Source organism: Geobacter sp. 60473 (assembly GCF_036323535.1).
Taxonomy (GTDB): Bacteria; Desulfobacterota; Desulfuromonadia; order Geobacterales; family Geobacteraceae; genus Geobacter; species Geobacter sulfurreducens.
Window position 1 is genome coordinate 2,160,674 of record NZ_AP028967.1, and the last position, 16,873, is coordinate 2,177,546.

15 protein-coding genes are annotated in these 16,873 nt (G+C 55.4%); 7 read left to right on the plus strand and 8 right to left on the minus strand.

Features of this window, described 5'->3' with window-relative positions:
- Nucleotides 1-13: 13 nt before the first annotated feature.
- From AABA48_RS09745 to AABA48_RS09775, 7 genes are all read right to left on the minus strand, one after another.
- Nucleotides 14-1,366 (minus strand): S41 family peptidase, encoded by a 1,353-nt coding sequence (locus tag AABA48_RS09745; RefSeq protein WP_286350290.1) that lies wholly within the window; start codon nt 1,364-1,366, stop codon nt 14-16.
- Nucleotides 1,367-1,529: 163 nt separating this feature from the next.
- A complete protein-coding gene (locus tag AABA48_RS09750) occupies nt 1,530-4,463 on the minus strand; it encodes a M6 family metalloprotease domain-containing protein (protein ID WP_286350291.1) in 2,934 nt (977 codons plus the stop codon).
- 146 nt (nt 4,464-4,609) lie between these two features.
- Entirely contained in the window at nt 4,610-5,662 is a 1,053-nt protein-coding gene (locus AABA48_RS09755) for a hypothetical protein (protein ID WP_286350292.1), read from the minus strand.
- Between the two features lie 12 nt (nt 5,663-5,674).
- A complete protein-coding gene (locus AABA48_RS09760; RefSeq protein WP_010941633.1) occupies nt 5,675-5,926 on the minus strand; it encodes a hypothetical protein in 252 nt (83 codons plus the stop codon).
- 124 nt (nt 5,927-6,050) lie between these two features.
- On the minus strand, nt 6,051-6,242 hold the full coding sequence (locus AABA48_RS09765; RefSeq protein ID WP_010941632.1) for a hypothetical protein: 192 nt from the start codon (nt 6,240-6,242) through the stop codon (nt 6,051-6,053).
- Between the two features lie 505 nt (nt 6,243-6,747).
- Nucleotides 6,748-8,142: a sigma-54-dependent transcriptional regulator gene (locus AABA48_RS09770; RefSeq protein WP_286350293.1), complete on the minus strand. Its 1,395-nt coding sequence runs from the start codon at nt 8,140-8,142 to the stop codon at nt 6,748-6,750.
- Between the two features lie 28 nt (nt 8,143-8,170).
- Nucleotides 8,171-10,138 (minus strand): sensor histidine kinase, encoded by a 1,968-nt coding sequence (locus AABA48_RS09775; RefSeq protein ID WP_286350294.1) that lies wholly within the window; start codon nt 10,136-10,138, stop codon nt 8,171-8,173.
- Nucleotides 10,139-10,674: 536 nt separating this feature from the next.
- Between AABA48_RS09775 and AABA48_RS09780 the strand changes: the two genes are divergently transcribed.
- The 3 genes from AABA48_RS09780 to AABA48_RS09790 all read left to right on the plus strand — a co-directional run bounded on the left by AABA48_RS09780 (nt 10,675) and on the right by AABA48_RS09790 (nt 12,757).
- Complete coding sequence (locus AABA48_RS09780; protein WP_286350295.1) at nt 10,675-11,184, plus strand: hypothetical protein; 510 nt, start codon at nt 10,675-10,677, stop codon at nt 11,182-11,184.
- An 81-nt stretch (nt 11,185-11,265) separates the two neighbouring features.
- Entirely contained in the window at nt 11,266-11,646 is a 381-nt protein-coding gene (locus tag AABA48_RS09785; protein ID WP_286350296.1) for a hypothetical protein, read from the plus strand.
- Between the two features lie 76 nt (nt 11,647-11,722).
- Complete coding sequence (locus AABA48_RS09790) at nt 11,723-12,757, plus strand: GTP pyrophosphokinase (RefSeq protein WP_286350297.1); 1,035 nt, start codon at nt 11,723-11,725, stop codon at nt 12,755-12,757.
- A gap of 541 nt (nt 12,758-13,298) precedes the next feature.
- Here the strand turns inward: AABA48_RS09790 and AABA48_RS09795 are convergent.
- Nucleotides 13,299-14,345 carry an IS110 family transposase gene (locus AABA48_RS09795; RefSeq protein ID WP_338270090.1) on the minus strand — a complete coding sequence of 349 codons (1,047 nt, stop codon included), beginning with the start codon at nt 14,343-14,345 and terminating at the stop codon, nt 13,299-13,301.
- Between the two features lie 203 nt (nt 14,346-14,548).
- Here AABA48_RS09795 and AABA48_RS09800 point away from each other — a divergent pair, with 203 nt between their 5' ends.
- The 4 genes from AABA48_RS09800 to AABA48_RS09815 all read left to right on the plus strand — a co-directional run bounded on the left by AABA48_RS09800 (nt 14,549) and on the right by AABA48_RS09815 (nt 16,861).
- Entirely contained in the window at nt 14,549-15,040 is a 492-nt protein-coding gene (locus tag AABA48_RS09800) for a hypothetical protein (protein WP_286350298.1), read from the plus strand.
- Nucleotides 15,041-15,652: 612 nt separating this feature from the next.
- Nucleotides 15,653-16,126, plus strand: coding sequence for an Imm26 family immunity protein (locus tag AABA48_RS09805; protein ID WP_286350299.1), 474 nt, complete (start codon nt 15,653-15,655; stop codon nt 16,124-16,126).
- A gap of 73 nt (nt 16,127-16,199) precedes the next feature.
- The gene (locus AABA48_RS09810; RefSeq protein ID WP_286350300.1) at nt 16,200-16,436 is read left to right on the plus strand and encodes a hypothetical protein; all 237 of its coding nucleotides are present in this window, start codon (nt 16,200-16,202) and stop codon (nt 16,434-16,436) included.
- Between the two features lie 71 nt (nt 16,437-16,507).
- Entirely contained in the window at nt 16,508-16,861 is a 354-nt protein-coding gene (locus AABA48_RS09815) for an SIR2 family NAD-dependent protein deacylase (RefSeq protein ID WP_338270092.1), read from the plus strand.
- Nucleotides 16,862-16,873: the final 12 nt, after the last annotated feature.

Below are 16,873 nucleotides of genomic sequence, written 5' to 3' on the forward strand. Positions count from 1 at the left end.
TTCGGCCAACGGCCTAGCGCTTCGCGGTGGCCACCTTGCGCATGGCATCCCACCCCTTGAGCAATTCAAGAGCCCGAAGAAGCTGATAATCCTTGTCAACCTCGTGTTCGGGAGTCGCCGGCGCGGTCGGGACCTTTTTCGCGTCCTGCTCGGGGTTCTTTTCCCCCACGCCCGATTCCGCCCCGGACAGATGGTTGTCCAGATCCTTTTCGAGGAATCCGGCCCCCCCTTTGTCCGGCAGTTCCTTGAACCCCGCCCGTTCCACGACGATGTCGGGCTCGATGCCCCGGGCCTGAATCGAACGCCCCTTGGGGGTGTAGTAGCGGGCCGTGGTCAGTTTGAGCCCGGCGCCATCCTTGAGGGGGACCACCGTCTGAACCGATCCCTTGCCGAAGCTGGGGGTTCCCATGATGACGGCGCGGCCGTGGTCCTGGAGAGCTCCGGCCACGATCTCCGAGGCGCTGGCGCTGCCGCCGTTGATGAGGACGACAAGGGGGTAGCGCGGCTCTTTCTCGCCGATGGTGGCGCTGTAGCTCCGCTTGGCAAAGTGCTCGCGCCCTTCGGTGTAGACGATGAGGCCGTTGTCTAGACGTTCCCCCACGAAGCGCCCCGCCACCGCCACTGCGGCATCAAGGAGGCCGCCGGGATTATTCCGCAGATCGAGCACGAGCCCCTTGAGGGACCCGCCGTTGTCTGACCGAAGCTTGGCAAGGGCAGCGGCAAAATCATCCCCGGTCCGCTCTTGGAACTGGCTTATCCTGACATAGCCGTAGCCCGGCTCCAGAGTCCGGGACTTAAAGCTCCTGGTCTTGATGATGTCGCGAACCAGCGGAAACACGAGGGGTTTCCCGTTCCCGTTCCGCAGAATCGAGAGGGAGACCAGGGTCCCCTTCTCGCCCCTCATCCGCTTGACCGCCTGGGTGATGGTGAGACCGCGGGTGGGAGTATCGTCGATCTTCCAGATGTGGTCGCCCGACTGGATTCCGGCCCGCCAGGCGGGAGTATCCTCGATGGGGGCAACCACGGTCAGCTTGCCGTCGCGCATGGATATCTCGATGCCGAGGCCGCCGAAGGAGCCCGATATCTCGGTCTTCATTTCGGTGAAGGGTTCCGGCGGGAGATACGAACTGTGGGGGTCCAGCGAGGCAAGCATGCCGTTGACGGCCCCTTCCAGCAATTTTTTCCCGTCCACCTCTTCCACGTAACTGCTCCGCACGATCGTGACGACCTCGCGGAGAAGTCTCAGGTGCTCGGCACCGACCTGGTCGGCAGCAGGGTTATAGTGGCGCCATCCGGCGGCCACGCCGATGGTGAGGCAGAATATGGCAACCACCAGGCCGATGGTTATCCTCGTTCTCGTTTGCATGGATACAACCTCCGGGGCTCCGTCGAAGGGAGCGTCTCCGGATACTGTAGTTGTCGCGGAGCGGGTTTGTCAATGTTCGCGGTGAAGGTAGGATGAGAGACAACCTGGACCATCCGCAGAAACGCTTGACCCTCTCCCGCGGAAAGCCGGGAGAGGGTCAAGGTTACCGAACCGCCAGATTGCTTGCCGTGAGCGTCCCGACCCCGACAGTAACCGTTCCGCGCAGGACCGAGTACCCGGCAACGCCGCCGAAGCCTTCGGCGTATCCGCCGTAGAATACGACGGATTTCCCGCCGGTGATGGCCAGGCTCTCCGGGAACTCCATGGCCCTGGCCTTGATGGCGGCGGCAGAACCATCGGCAACGGTGGCCATGGCTGCCGCCAGGGTCGTGTGGAGTGTCGTGGCGGCGCCAATGGTGAGCTCTACCGTTGGTGCGGGGTCAAACGCGGCGCCGACGTTCCGGTCGGTGGTCATGGTCGGAGTGCAGGCACCGGTGCCGGCGCAGTCGCCCGACCAGCCCGCGAAGAGCGACCCCGCGGACGGCGTGGCGATGAGTTCCACCTGGCTTCCCGTATCGAAGGCTCCGTTGCAGCTACCCGACGAGCAGGCAATTCCGGCCGGAACGCTGGTGACGGTCCCCTGTCCGTTGCCGGAAACCGTCACGTTCAGATTGCGGGTGCTCGGCACGAAGGTAGCCGTCACGGCCGCATCGCCCCCCAGGATGACCACGCAGGGACCGGTGCCGGTACAGGCCCCCGACCAGCTGGAAAAAACGTAATCCGCAGCGGGCGTGGCCGTCAGCGTCACCGGGAGGCCGTCATAGAACAACGCGCTGCAGGTGGACGCCGGGCACGAAATCCCCGCAGGCGAGCTGGCTACCGTACCGCCGCCGTTGACGGTCACGGCGAGCTGATGCTGAGCGCGGGGGATGCCGGTCAGTGCCACATCGTCCACTTTCCAGAACCAGGCGTAGTTGGCACCGTAATAGTGAAAGCGGATCATGATGTTTGGCTTGCCGGCCGCAAGGGAGGTGAGGTCCAGTTCTTCCGTGGCGGGGCCATAGTTGCCCCCGCTCCTGCTCCAGAGAGTCTGCCAGGGTCCGGCGCCGCCGTTCGTACTCAGCTCCACGGCAGCAATCTCGCCGGCTTCATATTCGAACAACGTCTTGAACCTCAGCGTGACCGTTTCGTACCCGCTCAGATCCAGGAGCGGTGTCCGAAGCTCCGTATCCATGTTGACTGCGCCGGCATAGTCGCTGTCTGCAATGGCAAAGCCGCCTGCCCCCCCGGTATTGTTGCCTCTCTTTGCCGGATCGTCGAAGCGCCACAGGGCTCCGGTGCCCGCATTGTCCACCAGGCTCCAGCCGGCGGGCGGATTCTGGACCAGGGACTCAAATCCGGTAGTGAGGATGGTGACCGTGCGATCCACATAGGTGCCGAAACCGATGTCTGCCAGCATGGTGGAGCCCGACACCCGGATGAAATCGAGGTAGAAGCCCGAATCGGCACCGCTGTAGAGCCGGCTGTTCGGCACCGTGTCCGCGGTGAGGCGCGTCACGCCGGAGGTGCCCGGGAAAGGATCCCCCGCGTCGCCGCGGTTCATTTCCCTTTCCAGGTGGTAGACGCCATCTGCCTGGACCAGGGCGACCTTGTAGTGGGACGTGCAGGAGGCCCCGCAGGTGGGATACCACTCGCCGGTGTTGTTGGCTTTGCTTTCGTCGATGTGCCAGACAACGAGTCCCGAGGCGGGGAGGCCGGCGTCAAAGCCCGTTTGCTGACGGTTTTCCAGCAGGAAATATTCACCGGTACTGCTGGCGGGAGAGCCTTCAAGAAGCTGCACCACCGAGGCGGTCGTTTCCACGGGGGCAAAGCTGAACCCTGCCCGGGCCGACGTCACCTTCTGGGGGGCCACCCACCCCAGCTTGTATTTGCTCCAGGGATCAAGGTGTGAAGGGCGGTCCCCCTGGCGCGAGACGTAGGTCCAGCTGCCGGCGGCCATGAGGCTCCACTTGCCCACCCCTTCGGATGAACCGTCCGTGTCGTAGAGGTCCGGGAGCCCCATCACGTGGCCGAACTCGTGGGCAAACACGCCCACCGTGGCAATTCCCGTACCGTAGCGCTCTGGCTGCATGATGTAGTCGTTGATCTTGACCATGGTGCCCGGATTAGCCGTGCAGGCGTCGTTGGTGGTATAGGTGCCGTAGTGGCTTCTGCCAAAGTATTTGGCGCTGCTCAGGGTCCAGCGGTGAGACCAGATGTCGGTGGCGGGAGTTCCCGCCTGGTCTTCGCCGGTCCCCTGGTGGACGATGGCAACCGCATCCACGTAGCAGTCGCCGTCCCCGTCGTAATTCGCGAAGTTGACCGTCGCGTCGGCGGCCTGGACTGCTTCATACACCAGATCGCCCGGCCACATGTCATCACCCGAGGCGTTGTTGCTGCCATAGTAGTCATGGGTGTTGGGCGCCTGGACCCAGCCGACGATACCCGCCGGACCGGGGGACAGGGTAAAGCTGCCGGAGGAGACCTCCTGATAGTAATCCTTGAGGCTGTATGTTCCGGTCCCGAACAGGAGCGACTGGAATTCCTGAGGGGTGTTGGTCGTTGTACGGTCGGAAAAGTTCACGAGGATAACGGGGAGATTGGTCGAGCCGCTCGACGGCGGTGCGGGCTGGAGCGCAGACTCCTGAACGACACGCAAAGGCGCCGTTGCATCGGATGGCGACTTGAGTTGAGGCGCGAACCGCCCTTCGCGGTCGAGCTGCTTTACGATCCCCCGGGGAGGCCGAAGCCTTTTGGGCACATGTGAGGGAGGAGCATCACGCCCCACGGCCCTCCCTGAACTCATGAGCCCGCCATCGGGCGCCCGGTCGGCATAGTACCAGCCGCGTTTTTTGCCATCGAACACGATTGTATGGCCGGAGTCGGTCTCCCAACCGTGCCGGGACTCGTCGCCCCACTTGCGGGCCCTGAATGCTGTGCCGTCCTCCTGATGCATATCGAGCACGGTGGGCTCGGCGGGGACGGCTTGCGCCATTTCAGGCAGGGTTGTTGCCAGCAACACCGAGAACGAAACCCCGAGAATCTTCCAGCCGTTCATAATTTTCTCCCTTTTCGTACCCACATCGGACACGGGAATTACTATTGTATAGTATCGGCTGATCGGCATCTGGTCTACAGTGGTCGCCACAAAAAAAAAGGCGACGGCTAAGCCGTCGCCTTGGTGATGCATTATCTCGCTCCCGCCTACGGAATCTTTTGCTCGGCAGGCTTCTTTACCGGCCCGTTCATGCGGATTGCCGCGGCGAACTCCATCCAGAAGATGAGGTAGATGGAGATCATGAGCGAGAGGCCGATGTTCTGGTTTTCGACGCCGAGGGCCTTGGCGAGAACCGGCGAGGCGAAGCCGGCGCCCAGGGTGCCGGTGGCGCGCTCCAGCAGGTAGAAGGCGCCCAGGGTCAGCGCCGTGCCGACCACCATGATGGAGATGCCGCGGCCACGCTTGATCCAGTAGCGGGGCGAGAAGCCGAACATCCGCATGAAGATCACCACCCAGATGATCCAGACCGAGTAGTCCACCGCCGCGTCGGGGAGGGCAAGCTTGCTGTTCACCAGGGAAACTTCCAGCACGGTGACGGCACCGAGCAGGATGAACATCCAGGAGAACTTCTCATTGGCCTGGGTCTGCCACTGGCGGCTGTCAGGGGCGGCTACCTCGTGCATGGAGTGGCTGTGGGTCCCCAGGGCCGAGAAGAGGATGGCGAACCAGATGCCGGCGTTGTGGAACAGGAGCGAGGCGTGGTTGCCCGCCACGTTGGCGATGCGCGCCATGGGGTCGGTGGCGAAGTCGGCGGTGATCCTCATCAGGAAGAGGTTGACCACCACCGAGCAGGTGATGATCACCGCGATGGTGAAGATCTTGCGCGGCAACAAATAGGGGTCCACCCGGTCCGGGAAGCCGATGATGAAGGCGAACCAGATCAGGAACATGATGAGCGGAATCCCGAAGCAGATGCCGTAGACCGAATCGCCGGCGAAATCGCCCGCCTGGGCATAGATCTCCACGTTGTTGGCCGGGTCGGCATCGGTGTTGAGGGCCTTGACGACATCCTTGGGCATCTTCACCACGTGGGGCAGCAGCCCCATGCCGTACCAACCGTGATCACCCTGGGAGACGTCCACCACCCAGTACTGGTCGCCCATCATCTCGTCGAGTCCCTGGAAGATCCTCATGCTGAAGGCGGCGCAGAGGGTCACCACCACGAGGAGCAGAATTGCGTTCTTGATACTCATTGGCATGGCGTGTTCCTCCTAATCCTTGTGGGTGGTCCAGAACATGGACACCGCATTGGCCGCGAACAGGCCGTAGAGCCACATGGTGTTCCACGCGGGGCCGGTCCAGTGGCTGCCGTGACCGCCGCCGACCACGCCGGAGGCGACGATGATGCCGATCATGGCCGTACCCGCAACCATGGCGACCGCCCGAAGGATGGCGCTGTTGCGCCAGGTGTGCCGCTCGAGCTCCTCGATCCTTGCCAGCAGTTCAAGCTCTTTTTCGCTCATCTCTCTTCTCCTTTACGAACGATATAACCGTTAACGCTGCAACGAATGTGAGGGCATAGAGAATGTACGGTCCGTGGAGATACAGGCTCATGTTGTACAGCATGGTGTCTTCCTCCTTGTATGGTCAACACTTGACGGGTGTGAGGATGTCGTGGGGAAACCGCTCGGCCAGTTCCTGGTACTTCATGCACTCGCGGTAGCGGCAACTGCAGAACTTGATGATCATGTTGACGTCGTGGGGCGAGATGTACCCGCAACCCACATCGCAGATGTCATCGCTCTTACCGTAGAAGGGGCAGACTATTCCGTCCTTCATGGATACCTCTATCTCTTAAACCGTGTCCGGTCCGATTGACGCGCATGGGATGAGAGCCGGATCATCTGGTCGTCACCATCCCCGACCCTGTCCCATGCAATGAAGGAGTAACTGCCTATCCCTAGAGCAACCTGTATACCAATTACGTGAATAGGCTTTTATTGTTTTTTTAAGTTTGTATTTTCAATAGGTTACCCATGACAATGGGAACCATGGGGAGCATTTGGGAGGAACAGGCTAGAACGTCGTTTTTGCAGTCGTGCGAGGGTACCGGGAGCGCCGGAGAGGTTACGGAGACGGCAGGGGGGTGCCGCCGGCAGCGGACGTCCCGACAATACCTCATGATTTCAGGGCGTTCCGGTTATCGGCGTAAAGGATTGCAGGGCTGCAACGGCCGCGGCAGAAGGTTTTGCAGAAATGCAAACCCGTCTCAACGGTGAGAACGGAGTGAACGTCATCGTGCGGCCGGCAGGGGAGAGCGCCCCCGAGGGGCACCCACGGGCCGTCAGACGTAGTCTTCACGGCGGATATTGTACTTCTTGAGCTTGCGGTAGATGGTGGCCATGTTCATCCCCGCATCGCGGGCTGCCGCCTCCACGTTGCCGTGATTTTTGCGCAGGAGCCCCTTCAGATAGTCGATCTCGAAGCGCGACAGGGCCTGGGAGTAGTCGCTCTCTTCCAGCTCGCCGGCAACGCCCTCCTCGTCCCCGCCCGCGAGGAGGGGGATCTCGATGAACTGGGAGAGGACCGGAAGCGAGAGATAGTCGCCGTTTTCCATGGCGGTGCAGGCCTCGATCACGTTCTTGAGCTGGCGGATGTTCCCGGGCCAGGAGAACTCCATGACCGCCTCCAGGGCGTCCGGGGCGAGCCCCTTGATGGCGGTGCCGAATTTTTTGTTCTGCAGCGTGATGAAGTGGGCCGCCAGCAGCGGGATGTCGGCCCGCCGCTCCCGCAGGGGGGGCAGATGAAGATTCAGCACGTTGAGCCGGTAGTAGAGGTCTTCGCGGAAGGCACCGCTCTTGACCGCCTCCTTCAGCTCGGCATTGGTGGCGGAGATGATCCGCACGTCGACCTTGGTGGGGGTGGTGTCGCCGATGCGCAGAAACTCCTGCTCCTGGAGAAAGCGGAGCAGCGTCTTCTGGACGTTCATGGGGAGGTTGCCCGCCTCGTCCAGGAAAAGCGTGCCGCCGTCGGCCGCCTCCAGGAGCCCCTGGCGGTTCTCCTTGGCGCCGGTAAAGGCCCCCTTGCGGTAGCCGAACAGCTCGCTCTCCAGCAGCGATTCGGGCAGCGCCCCGCAGTTGATGGCCACGAACTTCTTTTCCTTGCGCAGCGAATTGTAATGGATGGCCTGGGCGATGAGCTCCTTGCCGGTCCCGGACTCGCCGGTGATCAGGACCGACGTGTCGCGGATGGCGATCTTCTCCACCTTGTCCAGCACCTCCTTGAGCCCGGTGGATGCGCCGATGATGTTGTCGAAGCGGAACTTGCCCACCAGCTCTTCCCGCAGTTCCCGGTTCTCTTCCAGAAGCTGGGTGTGCTTGAGGGCGTTCTTGACCCGGTAGAGGAGCTCCTCGGGCTCGAAGGGCTTGGTGACCATGTCGTAGGCCCCGCGCCGGAGCGCCTGGATCGAGGTCTCCACCGTGGCGTAGGCGGTGATCATGATGACCGGGACAAGGGGATCCTTGGCCTTGATCCGCTGGAGCACCTCAAGACCGTCCATGCCGGGCATCTTGATGTCGCTCACCACCAGGTCCCAGTCGCCGGCCTTGAACTCCTCCACCGCCTCGAAGGAACGGGTATACCCCTTCACGGCATAGCCGCTGTCGGCGAGCACCGCCTCCATCATGCGGCAGAGCCCTTCTTCGTTATCGATAAGCATGATGCGCTTTTTGTCTGACATGATCGGCACCTCTCAACGGTAATGAACGCTACAGCTCTTCCGGCTCCAGGGGCAGACGCACGGTAACGTCGGTGCCGCGCCCCACCTCGCTGTCGATGGCGATGCGGCCGTGGTGCATCTCCACGATCTGGCGCGTAATGGCGAGCCCCAGGCCGGTCCCCTTGGTCTTGGTGGTGAAGAACGGCTCGAAGATCCGCTCCTGATCCTCGCGGGGGATGCCGCAGCCGGTGTCGCTGAACACGATGTTCACGTACTGCTCCTGGTCCAGGAACGTCCGGACGGTGAGGACGCCGCCGGCGGTCATGGCGGAGCCGGCATTGAGGATCAGGTTGATGGCCACCTGGCGGATCTGGTCGCCGTCGGCCATGACCGGCGGCAAGTCGGGCGCGAACTCCCGGACCACGGTCACGTGGTGCATGTCGGTGTGGTTGGCGGCAAACCCCACGATCTGACCCAGGAGGTCGTTGATGTCGGTGGGCTCCAGGGCGGGCTTGGGGGTCCGGGCGTAGGAGAGGAGATCCTGGACGATCTTCTTGCACCGCTTGCTCTCGCGCTTGATCTCGTGGATATATTTGTAGGTCGGGTCCCCTTCGGTGATCTTCGACTCCAGGTACGAGGCATAGCCGAGGATCACCCCCAGGGGGTTATTGATCTCATGGGCAACGCCCGAAGAGAGGACGCCGAGCGATGCCATCTTCCCCTGCTGAGCCAGGCTCGCCTCCATCTCCTTGTTCTGGCGGATGATGGTGGTCATCCGGTTGAAGGCGCCGGCAAGCTCGCCCAGCTCATCGCCGGTGTCAACCTCCATCTGCTCGTCCAGACGCCCCTTCTTTACCTTTCTGATCACGTCGATCATGTAGTTGATGGGGTCGGTGAACACCTTGGCCGCGAGGAAGACCAGCCCCGTTGCCACGAGGCCGGTGAGAATGGTCAGCAGCGTCATGGTGGTGACGATGCGCCCCCGGATCTTGTTGGCTTCCCGGTAGAACTCGTCCTCATAGGACCCGACTGCCACGATCCATCCCCAGGGCTTGAAGTAGTCGTAGCGCACGAGCTTCATCCGCGGTGACGCGTCTCCCTTGTTGCGCCAGGGGTAGCGAATCCACCCGCGCTTCTTCTCAACCATCTCCTTGATGAACTTGTTGCCGCTGGAGTCGACCGCATTGAGGAAATTCTGCCCCTCGCCCGAGGGGTGGATGGTAAAGGTCCCCGTGTCATCCATGCAGAAGATGTAGCCGGTCTCCCCCACCTTCTTGCTGCGGATCTTTTCCTTCAACTCGGCAAAGGAGCGGCGCTCGAAGGCCACATCCTCATAGGTCTCCTCGAGATAACCGCCCGACGCGATGATCCAGTCCCACTCGGGAAAGTACCGGTAAGCCACCACCTTCTTGCGGGGGTACTTGTCTCCCAGCACCTCGTTGCGCCAGGGATAGACGATGAAGAGCACCTCCCCCGGCTTGGCCTTGAGCGCGTTCTCGCACATGATCCGGATGAAGGGGCGGCCGTTCTCGTCCTTCTCGTTGTAGACGTTCTCCCCTTCCCGCGCCACGTGGACTTCCAGCAGTCCCTTGGTGGTCATGGCGTAGATATAGCCGGTCATGCCGACGCTGACCCGCTTGAGGGCCTTGCGGGCCTCCTCCTTGGCGGTCAGCAGATCGACCTTGCCGGCCCGGTACTGGCGATTCTGGGCCTCGACCAGGTTGTAGGAAAGATTGGTGAGGGTGGCCAGTTCCAGGTGAACGGTCCGCATCTTGTCCTGCTTGTAGACCTGGAACTGCTGGTAGTGGGAATTGAGGAGATCGATGGTGAAGCTGGCCATGTGCTCCAGGTCGTCCCGGGAGGTCTGGGTGATCCCCCGGTAGGCCTGCTTGGTGGAGATGTAGCCGATCACCCCGCCCACCACGAAAATGGGAATGATCACCAGCGGCATCACCAGCACCAGCATCTTCCAGCGAAGTTTTAGATTGGTCATGAAGCTGAACAGATACCGGCGCATGGGGCCTCTTCCATCTGTGCGGAGTCACGGAGAATAGTATGTAAACACCATAAAAAAATCCAGTTATTTTTGCATTTTTGCAAAAACATCTAGTTTTGACCCCGTGGAGACCGCGCTCCTTACGCAGCCTGCATCCATCAAGGTCATCGAAACGGCTCTGGTTACATAATCTCCTGAAACGAGGCTCACAACCGCGGAGTATAGGGGTTTTCCTGATTGAACGGGGATGACAATTGTTTTATGAAAGGGTGTTAGTGGTGTGGAGGGGGATTGAGTCGTGCGGTGACCGGTAATCCCCTTCGCGCAGCAATTGGATTCGCTGGCATAATTGTGGCCGGTTGACCTATCGGCTGATTCAAGCTACAGAGTTTGAAGCGAGGACTCTGAGAGGATTTTAGTGATGATAGCAAATGGATGTATGTTTCCTATATAAGACGCCAAAGTGGTTTCCTATATAGGTGACAAGCATCCTATATAGGAAACATGTTTCTTATATAGGAAAACCTATTAATAACGAGTTATGCAGAGGAAAAAAAATGAACTACTCAAACGGCGAAAAAGTGTGCATGTGGGACCGAGTGAAGCTTGGTGGAGAGAACAAAGGCATTGTCGTATTCTCTGCTGACGATGACCAGTACAACTCCCTTTTCCCGAAAGAGCAGTGGGCATACATGGAGCATGGCGTCATGATCGACACAACGTTCGGTGGTTTAGTTCACTACTCGGCAAAAAATGAGGACCTGGAATTGACCTCAAGAGGGGACAAGCCAACTCCGGCGGAATGGGCAGAACTACGAAAAGTGCAAATTGAGACACCAGAAAGCGAATGGAAAAGCGGAAAAGGCGAGTCTGTCAAAATCGGATACATCAACAGAAATAGCCAGATCTGTACTGGCCACCGAGATAGGCCGGGAACGGATCATCTTCAGCGAGCGTACCGCGTGGAGTGTGGACTGTGTGGCCACGCGTATGGCGCTAATGGCTCCGATATGCATGAAAGGCGCTGCCCTGCTTGCCAGTCCGGTGCCCCTGGAATCGATTACTGAGACGGCATAACCCACGGCTAGACCCATCTTCGCTAACGCTCCGTGGGTCAGCCTTGCACCGTTGGCCAAATGGAGAAAGAGATGACTCAAGAAGAATTCATTGCTGCGATTAAAATCGCAGTTCACGATTCGAGCATCCGCGGAATGAAGGAGCTTCTCACATCACCTCCGGGACGGAGACCTCGAGCAAAACTGAAGAGGAATTCTGAATGGTTCAACACATTGCCGGAGACAGAAAGGCAAAGAGTAGAAGACATCATCACCGATACAGTTCATTTCACACTATTCAACTTTCTCTGCGTTCTTGATGGCGTAAAAGCTATTGAAAACACACCTGAAAAAGGAACACTGCAACTTTACTTTGCAAAGAACGGAGAGAAATCAAATCTGAACAGCGAAGTCGGCGAAATGCTCCACGACCTATATCAATCAGTAGTCCAAGATGAGGTCCACGGAGAATAAGCGATGGCCAACCAGCCGGTTACACGCGGCCTTGAGGCCGGTGAACCGGGCACCCCGTTGAACAAAGGAGTAAATAATGAAATCTTCGCTTGAGAGTCTTCAGAAGGAGTATCGAGCAATCGAAGGCTTAGCCAAGAGATATGCTTCATCTTTGTGTGAACAGATTGAACATGTTCTTAAAGAAAATCAAATCCCTCTTGGTGTTCGTATTGAGCAAAGAATCAAGGCTTGGGAGTCGATAGCAGATAAAATTGAAAGAAAAAATGTAGAACTAAAAAAAGTTTCTGACATGAATGATCTTATTGGCATTCGTCTAATGTTGTTGTTCAGAAGAGATGTTGAAAAAACTTGTGATTTAATTTGCAATACTTTCAAACTATTAGAGCGTGAAGATACAATTGAAAGACTACATGAAGACCAATTTGGTTATCAATCTTTTCACCTAGTAATTGCTTTGCCAGAAGGTTGGCTACAAATTCCATCACTTAAAGAGTTCGCAACTTTAAAAGCAGAGATACAAATTCGGACGCTTGCCCAACATATATGGGCAGCAGCCTCACATCACCTTCAATATAAACGTGAAACTAGCGTACCCGCCCCAGTGCGACGTTCTATACATAGAGTTTCTGCCTTGCTTGAAACTGTGGATCTTGAATTTGAGAGAGTACTTCTTGATAGAGCTGAATACATTATAGGTAGTAATACCATACCTAAAGACAGCCCACTCAACGTTGATTTACTTGCGCATATTCTTGACTCAATGTTCCCTGCTGAGAATAAAGATTCACTTGAAGATTATCACGAGTTACTTGAGGATTTGGAACATTTCGACATCAAAACATCAAAATCGTTAGTAGATATCATCAATGAAGCATTTGATAAAATTATGGAAGCTGAAAAACAGCACTTAGAAGAAGCGAAAAATGAAGGATATATAGGAACTAGCAGACGACGTTCAGAGCGGGGTGTATTTTTCACTCATGTTGGATTAGCAAGACAAGCTTTGGCGGAAAAGTTTGGACAAGACACTTGGCGAGCATATTCTTCTGAAAAATATTCAAACACTGAAGATGATGACGACTTCGATGACGAATGTATTGCTGATTTTTGAGGTGAAAAATGTTCAACCCTTATTAGGCCCCCGTCCGTCAAGGGCAAAAAAGAGCCCTGACGATTTTGAATCGCTTTTTAAATGAATCGGATCAGCAGTTTCTCTGTTCTGACTTCATTTCGGAATCATCAGAGTCAGGAACCTTTGCCAGAAGGAAAGGTCCTGCACCAAACACCTATCGAGGTTCACACCGCTGCGGATACTACAATTGGCAGCGGCTGCGAAGGCATCACCTTCGCGACCTGGAAACTGTACCGTACCCTCATGCCGTCCCATTCAAAGCGTCGGGATTAATCCTGACGGAGAATCGCAGTTAGTGCCGGGCTCAGGCGAGGGGCAGAACACACCGAAACAGCAAGAAATCGACTCATGTATGTAAGGAGCGGGACGGAGCTCTAATCCAAGCGACAGGTATCCGGGCATCGGCCAATCGACCGGTTCGCGTTCAAAGACGCACTGTTACTCATCTTTCACGGTCGTGATCATGCTCGCCCCATGTGGCTCCAGTTGAACGTTGTAGCTGCTTCCATCCCCTCCAGCTCTATGCTGTTGCCATGAACTTCTCCAAGTTGAACGGCACGTTATTTTTCAGCATGTAATAGATCGCCCGCGCCAGCTTGTGCGCTATGATTCCGATAGCCTTTCCCTTGCCATGTACCTTGGCCAGATTCTCCACCAGCTTCTTGGCCGGCGGGTTGTAACGGATGAACAGCATGGCTGCTTCGGAAAAGGCCCACTTCAGATGCGCATTGCCGATCTTGGCGCCGCCGCTGCCTTTCTTCTTCCCGGCTGATTCGTGACTGCATTTGACTAAGCGGCAGTAAGAGGCGAAATCCTGAACCGACTCAAAACGATTGATGTCGTGGATCTCGTAGAGCATCACCAGGGCCAGGATTTGCCCGACACCGTGGATAGAGCGCAGCAGCAGGAGTGTATGCCAGTCATGACGGCGGGCTGTTTTCTCGATGTCCCATTCCAGGGCTTTGAGAACGTCGTCATAGGCATCGATCATTGCCAAATCGACCTGCACGATCTTTCGAACCTGCGGGTCGGGAAAGTGTTTGTCTACCCCTTGCCGGTTGCTCTCAACAGCAAGATGGACGCCGATTTCCGGCAGATTGTACTGGGTAGCTGTATTGTGGATGTGAGCGTACAGTTGTGCCCTCTTTCGTACCATATGGGTCCGACGGCGCAGCAGATCGCGGGTAGCGCGCATCTCCGGAGGGTAGACGTAAGCAACAGGGAACGAGCCGCCGCGTAACAGCACCGCGATCTTGTGGGAATCGATCTTGTCGTTTTTCGCTTTCCCGCCGTGGACGGCTTTCATGTAAAGGGCATGACCCAAGACAAATTCGATTCCTTCCTTACGGCAGAGATCGGCAAGCCAGTACCAGGCAAACATGCATTCCACGCCGACCACCAAGCCATCACGGAAAGGCGCGACTGCTTTGAGAAAGGCCTCCGGCGAACTTGAGATGTTGCGGTGCAGGAGCACCTCGCCCTGTGCATCCAGGATACAGAGGAACATTTTCTTCGCATGAAGATCGATTCCGCAGTAGTGTTTGTGAGTTTTTGTGTAAAATCTCATGGGTAAGGCCTCCTTTGGAGAATGGGTTCTCGCAAAGTCCAGCATACGGCAAAAATCCGTATGCCCAAGGGGGGCCTTACATAGTATCCAGCGGCAAGACCGGCCTGATGGCCGGTCAGCCTTGTGACGTTATGCCAAGAAATAAACCCATAAAATCTGAGTGCTCCATAGTGGGCACAATTACCCAAGAGGAGGAAAGAGGAATGAGAGTATTATTTGTAGCAATTATTTGCGTGGTCATTTCAATTCAGTTAGCAATGGCAAATGAAATAGTTAACAAAAATACCCCTGCTGAAAATCTTAAACGCGCCAAAGGATTCATAAAAGCTGAACTGCCTCGTGAGGCTAAAACTTTTCTTGATGCAATCCCTAAAACAGCTCCCGAGTACAAAGAAGCTAAGCGGCTATACACCAAACTCCCTGCTCTTATGAAACTGGAGGAGCAAGAACTCTCTAAAATGCAAGCCGAAGAGCGAAAAGAATTTGCAAAGTCCTATGAGATGGAGCTTGATTATAAAGGAATTAGCAGCACAGTCTCTGTTCAGGGTAAGGGCAATACCACCCTGAAAATTAACTGTGCTTTAAGAAGAAGATTGGCAAATGACCAAAAACTATTGGCATCCCTTCGCCAGCTAAATTTTAAGAACTTACTGGTATCTGATGGAGTAACCCTTACTACGGTCACCCTGAATTAGACCATTCTTTAAAAACCAAATAAACCCACAGTATTAAGGACCAAACAAATGCTATCCGTAGTCCTAAAAAGTGCTGAAGAGTTTCTGAAACAGATGATACAATTTTTATTTTCTCGATACGGCCTCGGGACAACAGTCGCGTCTCTGTGTGTAACTTTTTATGCCCAAGTAAAATTCCTAATAAGCTTGCAGTATACATTCCCAATATTACTACTAATGATGACATTATTGTCCTTTCTTGTATGGTCAGTAACAAAACGAAAGTACGAATTAACCGAACCAATAGTTATTGATACAGAAGTGATCCAAGTTGATACGTATGAATGGCGCACTAAGCTTTTATCTGATAACACTATTGAAACAGGTATTCCCTACTGCACAAAACACGATAAAAGATATATAGACCAAGGAATAGTCTACAGTTGTCCTACCCCTGACTACTCATGCTCTTCTATTCGAGATATTGGTACTGCTCAACAACAGGCGGAGAGTATTGCTGAATCACACTTTAGGAACAGGAAGAGAAATGTATAACCAGCCTGTCAGACCGTGACCGTGGGCAAAAAGACGCCCACGGCAGGTCAACAGGGCACCCCGTTATGCGAGAGAAAAATGAAATACCCGTTTGAACCAAAGTCGACAGCATATTTACGTCCCGGACAATTTTGGTCCGTCCCACTGCCGTCTGGGAAATATGCATGTGGTCGAGTCCTTCAAGTTAATGCAACAGAAATCCCTTCAAAAAATCGTGCATTTTTTGGAGGACTGCTTGACTGGCTAGGCAACCAACCTCCAACAAGTGAAGATATTGCGGACTGTCCTCTGATTGCCTTCGGCAATATGCATATAAAAGCGATAATAATGACAGGTGGAGTAATAATCGGAGAGAGACGTTTGGAGGAAGATCATATTGAACTTCCTCTTTTGCTATCTGCTCAAGGAGGGCCAGGAACGATGATCCTCCGTGGAGCCGAGTCGATTCGAGAAGCACAAAGAGATGAGTGGGGAACCCTCCCGGTGCTTGGAACGTGGGGATACAATTTTATCTGCAAACTGGCAGAAGCAAAGCTAGAAAAGAGCGCATAACCAACGCCTTGCACCTGCCCCAAACCCGGCAGGTGAAGGCTCACCGCGTTAGACACCAATAAAGAGGAAAACTATGACTGATTACATTAAATACTTTCCAAAGCCATTTCTTGAGGATCTCGTTCAAAGTAGGTGTGTTCCTATTATTGGTGCCGGCTTTTCAAAAAACGCCGACATTCCAGCCGGGAAAAGTATGCCATTATGGGACGATCTGGGAAAATCTCTTAAGGATTCATTGCAGGACTATGAATATTCCAACGCAATAGATGCCATTTCAGCGTACTCACATGAATTTCACGTGCAAAATTAATAGAAGCATTACACGAATATTTACTTGTCGATAAAGCATCTCCGGGTGAAGCTCATAGATCATTCTGTGACTTGCATTTTGAGCTTGTAGTAACAACAAATCTTGAGTTTTTACTAGAGCGTGGCTATGCCATTGCCGGAAAATACTGCCATCCCATAATAGACGAGAACCAACTTGCAATAGACAGCAAAGGTCCGAAAGTCAGCTTATTAAAACTTCATGGTGATATTCATCATCCAAACCGTCTTGTTGTTGAAGAAGAAGATTATGATTCCTTCTTGGATCGATATCCTCTTATTTCCACCTTCTTAGCAAATCTTTTAATAAGCAAAACAGCGCTTTTCATAGGCTATAGCCTTGACGATCCTGATTTCAGACAGGGAGATTCAGGGGACGTTGTTGATTTGTTGAATAGAGCAATATAACTATCTGAAAGT